This window comes from Kitasatospora dryopteridis, from assembly GCF_050749075.1.
Taxonomy (GTDB): domain Bacteria; phylum Actinomycetota; class Actinomycetes; order Streptomycetales; family Streptomycetaceae; genus Kitasatospora.
This window is the reverse complement of sequence record NZ_CP192749.1, coordinates 728809-743936: the sequence shown is the minus strand read 5'-3', so window position 1 is coordinate 743936 and position 15128 is coordinate 728809. Positions and strand designations below refer to the sequence as shown.

General features: G+C 72.1%; 11 protein-coding genes. 5 read left to right on the top strand and 6 right to left on the bottom strand.

Features of this window, described 5'->3' with window-relative positions; all coding sequences use genetic code 11:
• Positions 1-82 precede the first annotated feature (82 nt).
• Both ACQ614_RS03325 and ACQ614_RS03320 read left to right on the top strand, forming a co-directional pair.
• The gene (locus ACQ614_RS03325) at positions 83-619 is read left to right on the top strand and encodes a PadR family transcriptional regulator (RefSeq protein WP_431676633.1); all 537 of its coding nucleotides are present in this window, start codon (positions 83-85) and stop codon (positions 617-619) included.
• A gap of 119 nt (positions 620-738) precedes the next feature.
• Positions 739-1488 carry an SDR family NAD(P)-dependent oxidoreductase gene (locus tag ACQ614_RS03320; RefSeq protein WP_431676632.1) on the top strand — a complete coding sequence of 250 codons (750 nt, stop codon included), beginning with the start codon at positions 739-741 and terminating at the stop codon, positions 1486-1488.
• 32 nt (positions 1489-1520) lie between these two features.
• Here the strand turns inward: ACQ614_RS03320 and ACQ614_RS03315 are convergent, their stop codons facing one another.
• From ACQ614_RS03315 to ACQ614_RS03300, 4 genes are all read right to left on the bottom strand, one after another.
• Complete coding sequence (locus ACQ614_RS03315) at positions 1521-3152, bottom strand: serine/threonine-protein kinase (protein ID WP_431676631.1); 1632 nt, start codon at positions 3150-3152, stop codon at positions 1521-1523.
• Positions 3153-3214: 62 nt separating this feature from the next.
• Positions 3215-4207, bottom strand: coding sequence for an aldo/keto reductase (locus ACQ614_RS03310; protein WP_431676630.1), 993 nt, complete (start codon positions 4205-4207; stop codon positions 3215-3217).
• Between the two features lie 229 nt (positions 4208-4436).
• Entirely contained in the window at positions 4437-5432 is a 996-nt protein-coding gene (locus ACQ614_RS03305; protein WP_431676629.1) for a hypothetical protein, read from the bottom strand.
• A 102-nt stretch (positions 5433-5534) separates the two neighbouring features.
• Complete coding sequence (locus ACQ614_RS03300; RefSeq protein ID WP_431676628.1) at positions 5535-7124, bottom strand: oleate hydratase; 1590 nt, start codon at positions 7122-7124, stop codon at positions 5535-5537.
• A 283-nt stretch (positions 7125-7407) separates the two neighbouring features.
• Between ACQ614_RS03300 and adhE the strand changes: the two genes are divergently transcribed.
• The 3 genes from adhE (at position 7408) to pflA (ending at position 13312) form a co-directional block, all read left to right on the top strand.
• A complete protein-coding gene (adhE, locus tag ACQ614_RS03295) occupies positions 7408-10044 on the top strand; it encodes a bifunctional acetaldehyde-CoA/alcohol dehydrogenase (protein WP_431676627.1) in 2637 nt (878 codons plus the stop codon).
• Positions 10045-10170: 126 nt separating this feature from the next.
• Positions 10171-12438, top strand: a complete 2268-nt coding sequence (gene pflB / locus ACQ614_RS03290) for a formate C-acetyltransferase (RefSeq protein WP_431676626.1) — start codon at positions 10171-10173, stop codon at positions 12436-12438.
• 76 nt (positions 12439-12514) lie between these two features.
• Positions 12515-13312, top strand: a complete 798-nt coding sequence (gene pflA, locus ACQ614_RS03285) for a pyruvate formate-lyase-activating protein (RefSeq protein WP_431676625.1) — start codon at positions 12515-12517, stop codon at positions 13310-13312.
• Between the two features lie 255 nt (positions 13313-13567).
• Here the strand turns inward: pflA and ACQ614_RS03280 are convergent, their stop codons facing one another.
• Positions 13568-14215, bottom strand: coding sequence for a hypothetical protein (locus ACQ614_RS03280; RefSeq protein ID WP_431676624.1), 648 nt, complete (start codon positions 14213-14215; stop codon positions 13568-13570).
• Positions 14212-14481, bottom strand: a complete 270-nt coding sequence (locus tag ACQ614_RS03275) for an SHOCT domain-containing protein (protein WP_431676623.1) — start codon at positions 14479-14481, stop codon at positions 14212-14214. The genes ACQ614_RS03280 and ACQ614_RS03275 overlap by 4 nt, the downstream gene beginning before the upstream one ends.
• Positions 14482-15128: the final 647 nt, after the last annotated feature.

The following is a 15128-nucleotide window of genomic DNA, read 5'->3' as shown; positions in this document are numbered from 1 at the left end:
GCTTCCGAATACCTCGAATCGAGGTAGCTCGATTAGAGGTACCATTGGCCGGAGGAGAACACAACACCGAAAGGGCGCGGCCGTGCTGACACTCGCGATCCTGGGCTTCCTGTACGACGAGCCGCTCCACGGCTACCAGCTCAAATCCCGCATCACCGGGCTCACCGGCCACGTCCGCCCGGTCAGCGACGGCGCCCTCTACCCGGCCATCACCCGCCTGGAGAAGGCCGGTCTGCTCCGGCGCCGCCCCGAACCGGGCAGCGGCGCCGCACCCCGCCAGGTCCTCGAACTCACCGGCGCCGGCCGCGCCGAACTCCTCCGCCGCCTCGCCGAACCCGAGCCCGTGGAGATCTCCGACCAGATCCGCTTCTTCACCGTGGCGGCCTTCCTCGACCGCCTCCCCGACCCCGCCGGCCAGGCCGCCGTGCTGCGCCGCCGCCTCGACTTCCTCCAGGAGCCCAGCAGCTTCTTCTACGACGGCAGCGGTGAGCCCGTGACCGCGGAGAACGAGCCCAACCCCTTCCGGCGCGGCATGCTGCTCGTCGCGCGCGCCTCCGGCCGGGCCGAACGCGCCTGGCTCACCGACACCATCAGCGCCCTCGAGGCCGCGCAGCCCTGACCGCCGTACCCGCTCCCCCCGCTCGGCCGCGGATTCACCCGGACGCGCCGGGGCGGACGCTTGGCGGGGCGGAGGCGGGCCGGTCCCCTGGAGGGAATCGGGTCGGAGGAGGGTTCCGGGTGCTGCTGGAGAACAGGAACGCCGTGATCTACGGCGGCGGCGGGGCGATCGGTGGCGCCGTGGCACGGGCGTTCGCGCGGGAGGGCGCGCGGGTGCACCTGGCCGGCCGGACACAGGCGCCGCTGGACCGGGTCGCCGAGGAGATCCGGGCCGCGGGCGGCGCCGCCGAGACGGCACTGGTGGACGCCCTCGACGAGGCCGCCGTGGACCGGCACGCCGACGCGGTGGCCGAGCGGTTCGGCGGCATCGACATCTCGTTCGACCTGATCTCGCTCGGCGACGTGCACGGCACCCCGCTGGCGGAGATGTCGCTGGAGCTGTTCGAGCGGCCGATCGTGACCGCCGTGCGCTCCTTCTTCCTGACCGCCAGGGCGGCCGCCCGCCACATGATCCCGCAGGGCTCCGGCGTCATCCTGAACTTCGGCGGGGACGGCGGCCACGAGCCGATCCGCAACTACAGCATCGGCGGCTTCCAGGTGGCCGTGCAGGCCATGAGCTCCCTGCGCCGCCAACTCGCCGCCGAACTGGGCGGCCACGGCATCCGCGTGGCGACCCTGCACACCGGCGGCATCCCCGAGACCGTCCCGGCCGGCGAGCCGGGCCGTGAGTCCATCACCGGGATGATCACCGCCAAAACCCTGCTGGGCCGCGCGGCCACCCTGGACGACGTCGGCAACGTCGCCGCCTTCCTCGCCGCCAGCATCACCGCCGCCTCGATCAACATCACCTGCGGAGCCGTCGCCGACTGACGGTCGTTCGGCGCCCCCCCCCGGGCCCGGGCTCAGTGCCCCCGGGAGAGGGGAGCGGGGTGCCAGCCCTCCTGGGAGAACTCCAGGGTGCCGTCGGCTTTCCTCTTCAGGGTGACCTCGACGCCGACGTTGCCGGTGCAGCCGTTGCTGCTGCTCGGCCAGGATTCGGAGACCACCAGGGTGTCGGCGGTCGCGGACACCAGGACGCCATCGCCGCCGCTGCAGGTGATCTTCTTGGCCGGGTAGGACGTCGTGGCGCGGCCGACGGTCTCGCCGATCCTGCCCTGGACGACCTGTACGCGGTAGAAGAGGTCCTTGCCCTCGGTGGCGCCGCGCGTCGGCACCACCGTGCCCTCCCAGGTGCCGAGGAACTGCGCAGGCACGGCGCCCTCCACGGTCGGCGGGCCGGACGGCGAGGGGCTCGGCGAGGGAGAGGGTGAGGGTGAGGCACTGGCGGAGGGCGAGGGCGACCCGGCCGCGCCCTTGCCCTCCGGCGTGCCGGAGCGGCCGGTGAGCTGCCAGGTCAGCCCGGCCGTCAGCAGTACGGCTGCTGCCACCGCCCCGCCCGTCAGCGCCCATCGGCGGATGCCGCTCGCCGGGCGGCCCGGTGCTTCCGCGGGGGCCGGGTCGGCGGGTTGCGAAGGCCCGGCGGTACGGGCCGTGCCCAGTGCGGTCGGTGTGCGGACGGCACTTGCGCCGGCCGTCTCCGTGTCCGGGCCCGCGGCGCTGCCGTCGCCGGTGGCCGGGGCGTCGTCCGCATCGGCGTCCAGGCTCAGCAGTTCCACGGCGAGCCGTGCGACCGACTCGGACACCGCCGAGGGCAGCCACCCGCTCCGGCCGAGCCGGACCGTGCCGCCCTTCCCGGCCTGCAGCCGGGTCCGGAGTTCGCCGGGGGTCGGCCGGTCCTCCGGGCGCTTGGCGAGGCAGTCCAGGATCACCTCCCGCATGCCCTCGTCGAGGCCTTCCAGCTCCGGCGGCTCGTGCAGCACCCGGTAGAGCAGGACGGCCGCGCTGACCCCTTCGCCGAAGGGTGCGACACCGGTGGCCGCGTACGCCAGGGTGGCGCCCAGCGAGAAGACGTCACCGGGCGGCCCCGCCGGACGGCCCTGTGCCTGCTCCGGCGACATGAAGCCGGGCGAGCCGACGACGAAACCGGACTGGGTCAGGGCGGTCGCCGCGTCCAGCGCCCGTGCGATGCCGAAGTCGATCAGGCGCGGGCCGTCCAGCGCCAGCAGCACGTTCGACGGCTTGATGTCCCGGTGCACCAGATCCATGCCGTGCACGTGCGCCAGGGTCTCGGCCAGCCCCGCCCCGAGCGCCCGCACCACCGGCGCCGGCAGCGGGCCGAACTCCCGTACCGCAGAACTCAGCGGCGGCCCGACGACGTAGCCGGTCGCCACCCACGGCTGGTCGCCCTCGGTGTCCGCGTCCAGCACCGGGGCCGTCCACTGGCCGCCGACCCGGCGCGCCGCGGCGACCTCCTGCCGGAACCGAGACCGGAACTCGGTGTCCGCCGCGTACTCGCCGCGGACCAGCTTCACCGCGACCGTCCGCCCGCCCGCGTTCCGGCCGAGGTAGACCTCGCCCATGCCGCCGGCACCCAGTCTCCGCAGCAGCGTGTACTCGCCGACCCGCCGCGGGTCGTTCGGTCTCAACGACTCCATTGCCCTACCACTCCCCACATGTGACCGGCTTCTGACGATCAGTCAGATTATGCGGAGCCCGTCTACCACCGGTGGTGGACCTGCGGGCGGATCAGCTCGTCGTAGACCTCCTGCACGGCCCGGAGCGTGTCCCGGTCCAGCGGGGCGAGGGCGGCAGCGGCGGCATTCGCGCGGGCCTGCCCGGCGTTGCGTGCGCCCGGGATGACGACGCTCACCGCCTCCTGGTCGACGATCCACCGCAGCGCGAACTGGGCGAGCGCCACACCCTCGGGCACCAGCGGCCGCAGCCGCTCCACCGCCTCCAGCCCGGTCGCGAAGTCCACGCCCGAGAAGGTCTCGCCCACGTCGAAGGACTCGCCGCGGCGGTTGTATGTGCGGTGGTCGTCCGCGCCGAAGACGGTCGCCGCCGTGTACCGGCCCGAGAGCAGCCCGCTGGCCAGCGGCACGCGGGCGACGACGCCCACCCCCGCCGCGGCCGCGGCGGGCAGCACCTGCTCCAGCGGCTTGAGCCGGAAGGCGTTCAGCACGAGCTGGACGGTTGCGAGGTTGGGGCGGCGGATCGCCGCCAGCGCCTGGTCGCAGCTGCGGACACTGATGCCGTACGCCGCGATCGCCCCGCACTCGACCAGAGCGTCGAGGGCGTCGAACACCTCGTCGCTGAAGTACACCTCGGGCGGCGGGCAGTGCAGCTGCATCAGGTCGAGCCGCTCGACCCCGAGGTTGCGTCGCGAACGGTCGATCCATACACGGAAGTTGGCGGCGTTGTAGTTGGCTGCCACCTGGGGTGCGCGCCGGCCCATCTTCGTCGCCACGGTCGGCAGCGCCGCACCGCTCCGGGCACGGGATCTCAGCAGCCTGCCGATGATCTGCTCGCTCCGGCCGTCGCCGTACTCGTCGGCGGTGTCGATGAAGCTGACGCCGGACTCGAGCGCCGCGTCCAGCGTGCCGAGGGCGTCCGCCTCGTCCACCCGGCCCCAGTCCGCCCCGAGCTGCCAGGCCCCGAGCCCGATGACTCCGACCTTCCTGCCCGTCCGCCCCAGCGTCCTGTTCTCCATGATCCCGACTCTAGAGGGAGGACGGGCCTGCCCGCCGGGTTCTCGGGGGACGGGCGTGCGGATCGCGCCCGGCATGGAGGCGCACGGTCGCGCAAAGGGTTCGGCGGCCTCTGCCCATCCATGACCTGGCCCCGGGCAGAGGCCGTTCGGCGGTCACTCTGGCACACCGCCGATCCGGCTCGCCCGGCCGTCTCACCAGTCGAAAAGGCCGCGGTGGGCGGCGGTGCGGCTACGCCCCCGGGGCGGTCGCATCGCCGTGCAGCGGGTGCGGCGCCAGGCTCACCAGCAGGCCGCGCCGGGCGCAGCTGCGCTGCAGGGCCGCGAGGAACAGGCTGGGGTCGTCGTCCTCGTCGAGGTCGTCGGTCACGGCCAGCAGGACGTCGTACGACGACTGCCCGGTCACCTCCTCGATCGCCTCCAGGAGGGTGTCGGGCAGTGCCTCGTCCAGCTCGGAGGCGGGATCGCCCCCGGGATCGGTGAGGCGCCGCCACAGTTCCACCACGGTGGCCTCGTCGAGGTGGAAGGGGCCGGGCCCGGCGACCGCCTCGCCGGCTGCCAGCTGCTCCGCGCGCCGGATCAGGTCGCCGAACCGGGGATGCGGGGCGAAGGCGAGTTCGATGCCGTACTCGGCCGCGAGCCGTTGCAGGCCGACGAAGGCGAGGCTGCGGTCGTCGTCCGGCGCCAGCTTGTCCAGCGCCCAGCCGACGGCGATGAACGCCCGCTCGCCGCAGGCCGTTTCGAGTTCGTCGACCAACTGCTCGGGGAGCCACTCGGCCACCTCGCCCGCGCAGTCGTCGAAGCCGTCGGCGAGCGTGTCCCAGATCCCGGTGACGGCGTCCTCCCCGAGGTGCCACGGCCCCGGCTCGGGCAGGGGTTCGCCGGCCTCCAGTTTCCGGGCCCGTTCCAGCACGTCGCCGTGGTCGGGGTGCGGGGCGAAGACCGTCTCGATGCCGTACTTCGCGAACTCCCGCCGGAACGCGAGGAAGACCTCGCTCGGATCGCCCGGGGAGGAGTCCTCCACGGCCGAGACCAGCACGTCGAAGAAGTCCAGGCCCGACCGAAGTTCGGCCTCCTGCTGCCACTCCTCGGGGAAGACGCCGTAGAGCATCCCCTCCACCCACAGCTTGTTGCCGAACACCTCGCGCGTGTCGAGCCAGATCTGCCGCACCTGCGCGGTGTCGAACTCCCAGACCGTCACCGCGTCGCCGCCCTCACCGTGATTCACGGCGAGGATGCTACAGCGGGCGCTGCACGGTGGCCCCGGAGCCGTCGGGCCCGCCCGCCGGTACCAGGTCTCGGCGGATCACCCGGCCGGGCGTGCGGTTCCTCAGCCGAGGGCGGTTCGCAGCGCGGACAGGACGGCGGCCGGGTCGGCCAGGGCGTGGTGCACCGGCGGGACGGGCAGGTCGAGTCCGAGCAGTCGGTGGACGGCGTGCATGGCGCCGCGCACCGAGTACTCGACGGTGAACACGACGTCTTCCGGGATTTCGACGTACTGGCCGAGGAAGGCGAAGTTCCGCGCCCCGTGCGGGATCACCCGGGGCCGGTCGTGCACCGAGCGGCGGGCGAACTGGCTGGTGATGTAGGGCATCATCACCGTGGTGACCGTGGTGGTGGCGTGCACCTCCTCCGCGATGTCCTCGAAGCCCAGCTGGCCGAGGAGTTCGGTGAGGATCTCCCGCCCGGTGCACTCGGCCATGGCCTTGCCGGTGTACTCGCCCGGGGCGTCCATGAACAGGCCGTACCCCCACAGGGTGAACACGTCCTCGGGCTGGCCGTCGAAGTGCGGCGGGCGGGGGACGACGACCGACATCAGCCAGGGAGAGTCCTTGAAGGTCATCAGCGCGCCGGTGCCCGCCGTGTTGCCGCTGAACTTCTCGATCCGCTCGAGCAGCGCGGGGCTGCGCATGGTGAGGGTGAAGGACTCCCAGGCGGCCTCGGCGACATTGCCGTTGAAGACCGCCGGCCGGCCGAAGTCGGGCGCCTTGCGCGACAGGGTCTCCCACAGCGTCCAGCTGCCGTCCCTCTTGTCCCGGACCAGCTCGGGAACGGTGTCGTCGCCGCCGTGCGCGGCGTCGGCGGTCATCGAGCCGAGCGTGATGAACGCCAGGTCCAGGTCGGCGAGTTCGACCGTCTCTCGACCACTCTCCCGCCGAAGGTGGATGCGCCGGGCGCGGCGGATGCCGTTCTGCTCGATGAAGTCGACGTCGGTGACGGTGACACCGTGCTCGATGCGCACCCCGCGCTCCAGCAGCCACCTGGTGAGGGGCCGGACGATGGAGTCGTACTGGTTGAGCCGGGTGCGCCGGACGCCGGACAGGGTGTGGATGCGCGGGAACTCCTGGAGGAAGCGCAGGAAGTAGCGCTTGAGCTCGATCGCGCTGTGCCAGTTCTGGAACGCGAAGGTGGTGCGCCACATCGCCCAGAAGTTCGTGGCGAAGAAGTGCTCGGAGAATACCTCGTCGATCCGCCGGGTGCCGATCGCCGACTCGGGTGTGACCAGCAGCCGGGCCAGCTCCAGCCGGTCACGGGTGTCGAGACCGAGCCGGGACGCATCCACGATCCGGTGGTCGCGGTCGATCAGCCGGGCCCTGGCGTCGGTCGGCCACTCCCGGTTGAAGTCGATGATCTCCTGGCGGACGGAGACGCTCTCGTCGTCCAGGGTCGGGATCGACTCCAGCAGGTTCCACAGGCAGGTGTACGCCTCGTCCTCCAGCATCCGCCCGCCGCGGGTCACATAGGCCCCGTCCGGCGTGCCCCGCCCGTCGAGCGAGCCGCCGGGGAGGGGCATCTGCTCGAGGATGCGGATGTTCTCGCCGGGGACCTCGCCGTCCCGGATCAGGAAGGCCGCGGCTGCCAGAGCGGCTATCCCGCCGCCGACCATGTACGCCTTCGTGGTGCGCCCGCTGTCGATCATGCCCTGTCCCAGTCTCGTGGAGTCCGCCTGCACCCGTCGGCAGGCGCTGTCCAGCCTCCGGCACCCGGGAGCGGCCCGGGCAGGGACCCGAAGTCCCCTCTCCAGGGCCGCAGGTCCCTCCCGGAGGCCGGGACTGCAGCCGGGACCTTCGGCCCCTCGGTGTACCCCCACCGGCCGCTCTCCGGGGCGGCGCCCGGGCCGCAGTCTGGAGCCGGAAGCGCGGCGACCACCGCAGCGCCCCACCACACACCGAGCGACGCCGATCCGAAAGGCTGGTCCCGCCATGCCCCGCCGCCCGCACCCCGAGCAGCAGCCCACTCCGGGCGACGCCCCGGGAGCCGTCGCCGTGCTCGTCACCCGCGCCCTGACGGCCCTGCAGGAGTACGCGGACTTCACCCAGGAGCAGGTCGACCGCACCGTCAAGAAGGCGTCCCTGGCTGCCCTGGCCCGCCACACCGATCTCGCGGTGTCGGCGGTCGAGGAGACCGGGCGGGGCCCCTTCGAGGACAAGGCGGTGAAGAACGTCTTCGCCTGCGAGAACGTCACCCATGCGATGGCCGGGACGAAGACGGTCGGGGTGGTGCGCCGGGACGAGATCGACGGGATCGTGGAGATCGCCGAACCGGTCGGTGTCGTCGCAGGCGTCACCCCGGTCACCAACCCCACCTCGACCACGATCTTCAAGTGCCTGCTGGCGCTGAAGACCCGCAACCCGATCGTCTTCGCCTTCCACCCCTCGGCGCAGCGCTGCTCCGCCGAGGCGGCCCGGATCGTCCGGGACGCGGCGGTGGCCGCCGGGGCGCCGGAGCACTGCATCCAGTGGATCGAGGAGCCGTCGATGGCGGCCACCCACGCCCTGATGAACCACCCGGACGTGGCCACCGTCCTGGCCACGGGCGGCAATGCGATGGTCCGGGCGGCGTACTCCTGCGGCAAGCCGGCCCTCGGGGTGGGGGCGGGCAACGTCCCGGCGTACGTCGAGAAGAGTGCCGACCTGAAGCGCGCCGTGAACGACATCGTGCTGTCGAAGACCTTCGACAACGGCATGATCTGCGCCTCCGAGCAGGCCGTTGTCCTGGACGCCGAGATCCGCGAGGCCGCACTGGCCGAGTTCCGGAAGCTGAAGGCGCACCATGCGAGCGCCGAGGAGAAGGTGCTGCTGGAGCGCCACCTGTTCGGTGCGGGCGAGGGCAACTCCTGCGCCGGGGAGCGGCTGAACACCGAGGTGGTGGGGCGATCGGCCGCGCAGATCGCCGAGGCGGCCGGCTTCGAGGTGCCGGCCGACACCTCGGTGATCCTGGTGGACGCCGAGCTGGTCGGGCCGTCGGAGCCGCTGACCCGGGAGAAGCTGTGCCCGGTACTGGCCGTACTGACCGCCTCCTCGCGTCGTCACGGTGTCGAACTCGCGGCCGCCATGGTGGAGTTCAACGGCCTCGGGCACTCGGCGGCGGTGCACACCGAGGACGCGGCGTTCGTCGAGGAGTTCGGGCACGCGGTCAAGGCGTGCCGGATCATCTGGAACGCGCCGAGCTCCCAGGGCGGCATCGGCGACGTCTACAACGCCTTCCTGCCCTCGCTGACCCTCGGCTGCGGCAGCTACGGGCACAACTCGGTCTCCGGGAACGTCTCGGCGCTGAACCTCGTCAACATCAAGCGGATCGGGCGGCGCAACACCAACATGCAGTGGTTCAAGGTCCCGCCGAAGATCTACTTCGAGCGCAACTCCGTCAAGTACCTGGCGAGCATGCCGAACGCACACCGGATCGTGATCGTCACCGACCGGACGATGGTCGAGGTCGGCCACCTGGAGCGGATCAGGGGCATCCTGGACCGCCGCAGTGAGCCGGTCGAGGTGCGGGTGGCCGACTTCGTCGAACCGAACCCCAGCATCGACACGGTCCGCAAGGGCGCCGAGCTGATGCGGGGCTTCCGGCCGGACACCATCGTCGCGCTCGGCGGCGGCTCGCCAATGGACGCCGCCAAGGTGATGTGGCTGATGTACGAGCACCCGGAGGTGGAGTTCGCGGACCTGAAGGAGAAGTTCTTCGACATCCGCAAGCGCGCCTTCACCTTCCCCGACCTGGGGGAGAAGGCCAAGCTGGTGTGCATCCCCACCACCTCGGGCACCGGGTCCGAGGTCACCCCGTTCGCGGTGATCACCGACACCGCCACCGGTCAGAAGTACCCCCTCGCCGACTACGCGCTCACCCCGAGCGTGGCCATCGTCGACCCGGCCCTGACCACGCGCCTGCCGAAGGACGTCACCGCAGACTCGGGCTTCGACGCCCTCACCCACTGCATCGAGACCTACGTCTCGGTCTACGCCAACGACTTCACCGACGGCCTGGCCCTGCAGGGCATCCGGCTGATCTTCGACCACCTGGAGCGGGCCGTCCTCGACGGACCCGGCGACCCGGTGGCGCGGGAGAGGATGCACAACGCCGGCACCATCGCCGGCATGGCCTTCGGCTCCGCCTTCCTCGGCGTGGTGCACGCCATGGCGCACACCCTCGGCGCGACCTTCCACATCGCCCACGGCCGCACCAATGCGCTCCTGCTGCCGCACGTCATCCGCTACAACGGCTCGGCCCCGTCCAAGGTCACCAGCTGGCCCAAGTACCGGAGCTACATCGCCCCCGAACGCTACCGGTCGATCGCCCGGACGCTCGGCCTGCCCGCCGACACCCCGGAGCAGGGAGTGGAGTCGCTGGCCGCCGCGGTCGAGGACCTGCGCGACCGGGTGGGCATCCCGCGCTCCTTCAAGGAGGCGGGCGTCGACGAGGCGGCCTTCCTGACGGCGCTGCCGCAGCAGGCGATGAACGCCTACGAGGACCAGTGCGCCCCGGCCAACCCGCGCATGCCGATGCTCGCCGACATGCAGCAGATGATGCGCCAGGCCTACTACGGCGTCCGCGACTGAGACCGACCGGTACACGGGGGGCGGGAGAAGGACCATCGGCCCGGCCCCGCGGGCCCCACGGACCTGGGCCGGGCCGTCCGTCCAGCACCACCATGGTGTCAGGAACCCACGACAGGAGCAGCGAAAATGACTGTCCGACAGGCGCAGACGGCCACCCGCGGAGCCTGGGACGGCTTCCGGGGCGGCCTGTGGCGGGACGCGATCGACGTGCGTGACTTCGTCCAGCACAACTACACCCCGTACGACGGCGACGCCGCCTTCCTGGCCGGCCCGACCGGGCGGACCCTGGCGGTCTGGGGCCGGATCACCGACCGCCTCCCCGAGGAGCGGGCCAAGGGCGTCCTCGACGTCGCGTACGACATCCCCGCCGGCATCACCGCACACGCGCCGGGCTACATCGACCGGGAGAAGGAGCTGATCGTCGGCCTGCAGACCGACGCCCCGCTGAAGCGCGCGATCATGCCCAACGGCGGCTGGCGGATGGTCGCGGGCGCGCTGAAGACCTACGGCTACCCCGTCCCGGCCGCGCTGGAGAAGGTGTTCACCGAGTACCGCAAGACGCACAACGACGGTGTGTTCGACGCGTACACCCCGGAAATCCTCGCCGCCCGGAAGGCCGGCATCATCACCGGCCTGCCCGACGCCTACGGCCGGGGGCGGATCATCGGCGACTACCGGCGGGTGCCCCTGTACGGCGTGGACAGGCTGATCGAGGCCAAGCGGGCCGAGAAGGCGCAGCTCGACGCCCCGCCCCGCGACCCGCACCGGCTCGAGGAGGTCCTGCGCGAGCGCGAGGAGCTCGCCGAGCAGATCCGTGCACTGGGCGAGCTCAAGCAGATGGCGGCGTCCTACGGCCACGACGTCTCCCGGCCGGCCGCCACCGCCCGCGAGGCCGTGCAGTGGCTGTACTTCGCCTACCTGGCGGCGGTGAAGGAACAGAACGGTGCCGCGATGTCGCTGGGGCGGACCTCCACCTTCCTCGACATCTACCTCCAGCGAGACCTCGACGCCGGCCTCCTGACCGAGCAGCAGGCCCAGGAACTGGTCGACGACTTCGTCGTCAAGCTCCGGATCGTGCGGTTCCTGCGGACCCCGGAGTACGACGAACTGTTCTCCGGGGACCCGACCTGGGTCACCGAGTCGATCGGCGGCATCGGCGAGGACGGCCGCCCCCTCGTCACCCGCACCTCCTTCCGCTACCTGCAGACCCTCTACAACCTGGGCCCGGCCCCGGAGCCGAACCTGACCGTCTTCTGGTCGCCCCGGCTGCCGCGGGGCTTCAAGGAGTTCTGCGCCAAGGTGTCGATCGACACCTCCAGCGTCCAGTACGAGTCGGACGAGCTGATGCGTCCGCGCTTCGGCGACGACACCGCGATCGCCTGCTGCGTCTCCGCGATGCCGGTCGGCAAACAGATGCAGTTCTTCGGCGCGAGGGTCAACCTCGCCAAGACGCTGCTGTACGCGATCAACGGTGGACGCGACGAGATCTCCGGCGCCCAGGTGGGCCCCGAGACCGCACCCCTCACCGGCGAAGTCCTGGACTACGACGAGGTCGTGGCCGCGCTCGACGTGCAGATGGACTGGCTGGCGGCCACCTACGTCCACGCGCTGAACGTCATCCACTACATGCACGACAAGTACGCCTACGAGCGCCTGGAGATGGCCCTGCACGACCGGGACGTCCGGCGTACCATGGCCTGCGGTATCGCCGGCCTCGCCGTGGCCGCCGACTCGCTGTCCGCCGTCCGGTACGCCACCGTGCGGCCCGTGCGGGACGACACCGGGCTGGTGGTCGACTACCTGGTGGAGGGCGAGTACCCGGCGTACGGCAACAACGACGACCGGGCCGACGGGATCGCGGTGCGGCTGGTCGAGGAGTTCATGGAGAAGGTGCGCAGGCACCCGACCTACCGGGGTGCCGAGCACACCCAGTCCGTGCTGACCATCACCTCCAACGTCGTCTACGGCAAGAAGACCGGGAACACCCCGGACGGCCGCCGGGCCGGCGAACCGTTCTCCCCGGGAGCCAACCCGATGAACGGCCGCGACCGGCACGGCTACGTCGCCGCCGCCCTGTCGGTCGCCAAACTCCCCTACGAGCAGGCCGAGGACGGCATCTCGCTCACCAACACCGTCACCCCCGAGGCGCTCGGGCGCACGGACGAGGAGCGGACGGCGAACCTGGTCGGCGTGCTGGACGGCTACGTCGCCTGCCGCGGCTTCCACATGAACGTCAACGTCCTCCAGCGGGACACCCTGCTGGACGCGATGGAGCACCCCGACAGGTACCCCCAGCTGACCATCCGCGTCAGCGGCTACGCGGTCAACTTCGTCCGGCTCACCCGGGAGCAGCAACTCGACGTGATCAACCGGACCTTCCACGAGGCGCTGTAGCCCCGCCCGCCCGGGCACGGTGCCGACGCCCGCGACACAGGCGCCGGCACCGCGCCCCCGCACAAGGAGAACGAGGATGACCGGAGCAGCCGTACCCCCCGCCACTCCCGCCGTCACCCCGGCCGGCGCCGCCACCCGGCGCGCGGTGACCGGCATGCTGCACTCCTGGGACCTGTCCACCGGCGTGGACGGCCCCGGCACCCGATTCGTCGCCTTCCTCGCCGGCTGCCCGCTGCGCTGCCTCTACTGCCACAACCCCGACACCTGGCACATGCGCGACGGCCGCCGCACCTCGGCCGACGAGATCGTCCGTGAAGCCGCCAACTACACCGGGTTCATCCACACCTCCGGCGGCGGCGCCACCATCAGCGGCGGCGAACCGCTCCTCCAGCCCGTCCTCACCGGCGAGCTGCTCCACCGCTTCAAGACCGAACTGGGTCTGCACACCGCCCTGGACACCTCCGGATACCTCGGCGACCGCGCCACCGACGCGCTGCTCGCCGACACCGACCTCGTCCTGCTGGACATCAAGTCCTGGGACCGCACGCTCTACCGCCACCTGACAGGCCGGAAGCTCGCGCCCACACTGGACTTCGCCCGCCGCCTGGCCGACCTCGGCAAGGAGGTCTGGGTCCGCTTCGTCCTCGTCCCCCACCTGACCGACGCCACCGAGAACGTCGAAGGCATCGCCGCCTTCGCCGCCTCACTCGGCAACGTCAGCCGGGTGGACGTGCTGCCCTTCCACAGACTCGGCGCCGCCAAATGGCGCGCACTCGGCCTCGACTTCACGCTCGCCGACACCCCGGCACCCACCGCCGACCAGACGGCCGCCGCCCGCGCCGTCTTCGCCGCGCACGGCCTCCACGCGGTCTGACCCCGCGCACAGGACGCCTCCTGCTGCCGTGGCGGTCGGGCGGTGCAGGGTTGGGTCCGGCCCTGGCCGGTGGCCGGCATCAGTCGGCGGGTGCGATCAGGCCGTAGTGGCCCGCCATGGCGGTGGTAGAGGATGTTGCCGCGCCCGGTGCCCGTGTCGGCGAAGAACACGAACGGCCGGCCGAGTTCGTCCATCCGCCGCTTCGCGGTGGCGGGGCGCCCGAAGCGCCGCCCGTGCGTCGCACCGGTGCCGGATCTACTCGTTGCGCCCTGGATCGGTTTCGGGGTGTTCCTGCAGCTGGATGAAGGTGCCGTGCCAGGTGTGGTGCCAGACCTGGCCGGTGGCGGCGTTGACGGAGAGCATGCCGGTGATCCGGCCCGTGCCGTCCAGGGTGTGGAGGGTGTAGTAGCCGGGGAAGGCGTCCGGTTCGGCGGCGTGCTCGCCGGGGCGGTGGCCGGCCAGCCACCGGTCGGCGATGTCGACGGCCCGGTCCGGGCCGACCGCGGTGGCGCGGGTGGGCACGGGCATCCTGCCGTAGGCGGTGTTCCACATCACGGCCGGGCCGTATTCGAGACGGACGGTGCCGCTGCCGGGGTCGATGAGGACCTCGGTGGCACGCCGGCCTGCCCGGTCGAGGAGTTCGGCGTAGTAGCCGTTGCTGAACAGCATCACTTCGCCGACGTGCAGCTGTCGCGGTGCGGCGAAGCGTTCGGCGGCCCGGTCGGCGTCGGCGAACGAGCGCACGGGGGCGCCGGTGGAGACGGAGCCCATCATCGCGCCCGGGCCGGTACGCCACGGAGAGCTACCGGTGCCGCCGGTGACCCACACCAGGGAGGCGACGAGCGCGGCCACGGCAACGACGAGCACTGTGAGCGGCAGCCGGCGTCCGCGCAGCCCGGTCATCGTTGCCTCGGCGGCTGGTCGGCGAGGTGCTCGCGGGCCTCGCGGTAGGTGTCGCTGTCGATCTCACCGGAGGCGTACCGGCGGTCAAGAATTTCGCGCGGCGTCTCGTGGCGCGGCCCGGGGCCGGGCCGGTCGCCCTCGCTCTGCCCGCCGCCCGGCCGGTGGGCGAGACGGACGGCCGCCCAGACGATCAGGCCGATCAGGGCAATCCACAGCAGCGGCATGAACATCATCCACGCCCAGCCTCCGCCGTCCCAGTACATCACCGTGACCACCTCCTCGGCGTCCCCCCTCTCTTGCAGCCTTTCCGCAAGGGGCGGTGGTCAGCCTGGGCCGTCCGGCCCCGGACCGGGCGCCGAACGGCACGACCTGCCCGGTCTCGTCGTACACCGGCGCGGCGGCCGGTGCCGACACCGTCTGCGTCGTAGCCGGCCGGTCCCGACTGCGCACAACCGTCGCAGTAAGCCGCCGCGACCCGCCCGGCCCAATCGACGGGACCCGAAAGCCCCTGGTATCCACCAGGACTCGTGGGGTTCGGTGAACTGGGGGACAGGAGGTCCGGGTATGACCGAGCTGCACGGGGACGAGCAGACGGTACGGCGTACGGCCCACGGCCCGCGCGACCGGCTGGAACCGGCCCTGACCGCCGTCACCGGCGCTGCCCCGGCCGTCGGTGGGATCGCCTGGCTCGTCGGCGCCGAAACGCTCGCCGATGCGTGCTGGGCCGCCGGCACCGCGTTGGCGATCATCCCCTCCCTCGCCTGGGCGGTCAGCGCCCTGCGCCGGTGGCGGGCCGGTGTCGACCTGATAGCAGTCCTCGCACTGGCGGGCACCCTCGCCACCGGCGAGTACCTGGCCGGTGCGCTGATCGCGCTGATGCTCGCAACCGGCCGCTGGCTGGACGCGGGCGCGG

Excerpts from the sequence above, each read along its gene's own strand:
- ACQ614_RS03315 (WP_431676631.1), bottom strand. The coding sequence starts at position 3,152 with ATGGAGTCGTTGAGACCGAACGACCCGCGGCGGGTCGGCGAGTACACG.
- ACQ614_RS03310 (WP_431676630.1), bottom strand. The coding sequence starts at position 4,207 with ATGGAGAACAGGACGCTGGGGCGGACGGGCAGGAAGGTCGGAGTCATC.
- ACQ614_RS03300 (WP_431676628.1), bottom strand. The coding sequence starts at position 7,124 with ATGATCGACAGCGGGCGCACCACGAAGGCGTACATGGTCGGCGGCGGG.
- adhE (WP_431676627.1), top strand. The coding sequence starts at position 7,408 with ATGCCCCGCCGCCCGCACCCCGAGCAGCAGCCCACTCCGGGCGACGCC.
- pflB (WP_431676626.1), top strand. The coding sequence starts at position 10,171 with ATGACTGTCCGACAGGCGCAGACGGCCACCCGCGGAGCCTGGGACGGC.
- pflA (WP_431676625.1), top strand. The coding sequence starts at position 12,515 with ATGACCGGAGCAGCCGTACCCCCCGCCACTCCCGCCGTCACCCCGGCC.
- ACQ614_RS03280 (WP_431676624.1), bottom strand. The coding sequence starts at position 14,215 with ATGACCGGGCTGCGCGGACGCCGGCTGCCGCTCACAGTGCTCGTCGTT.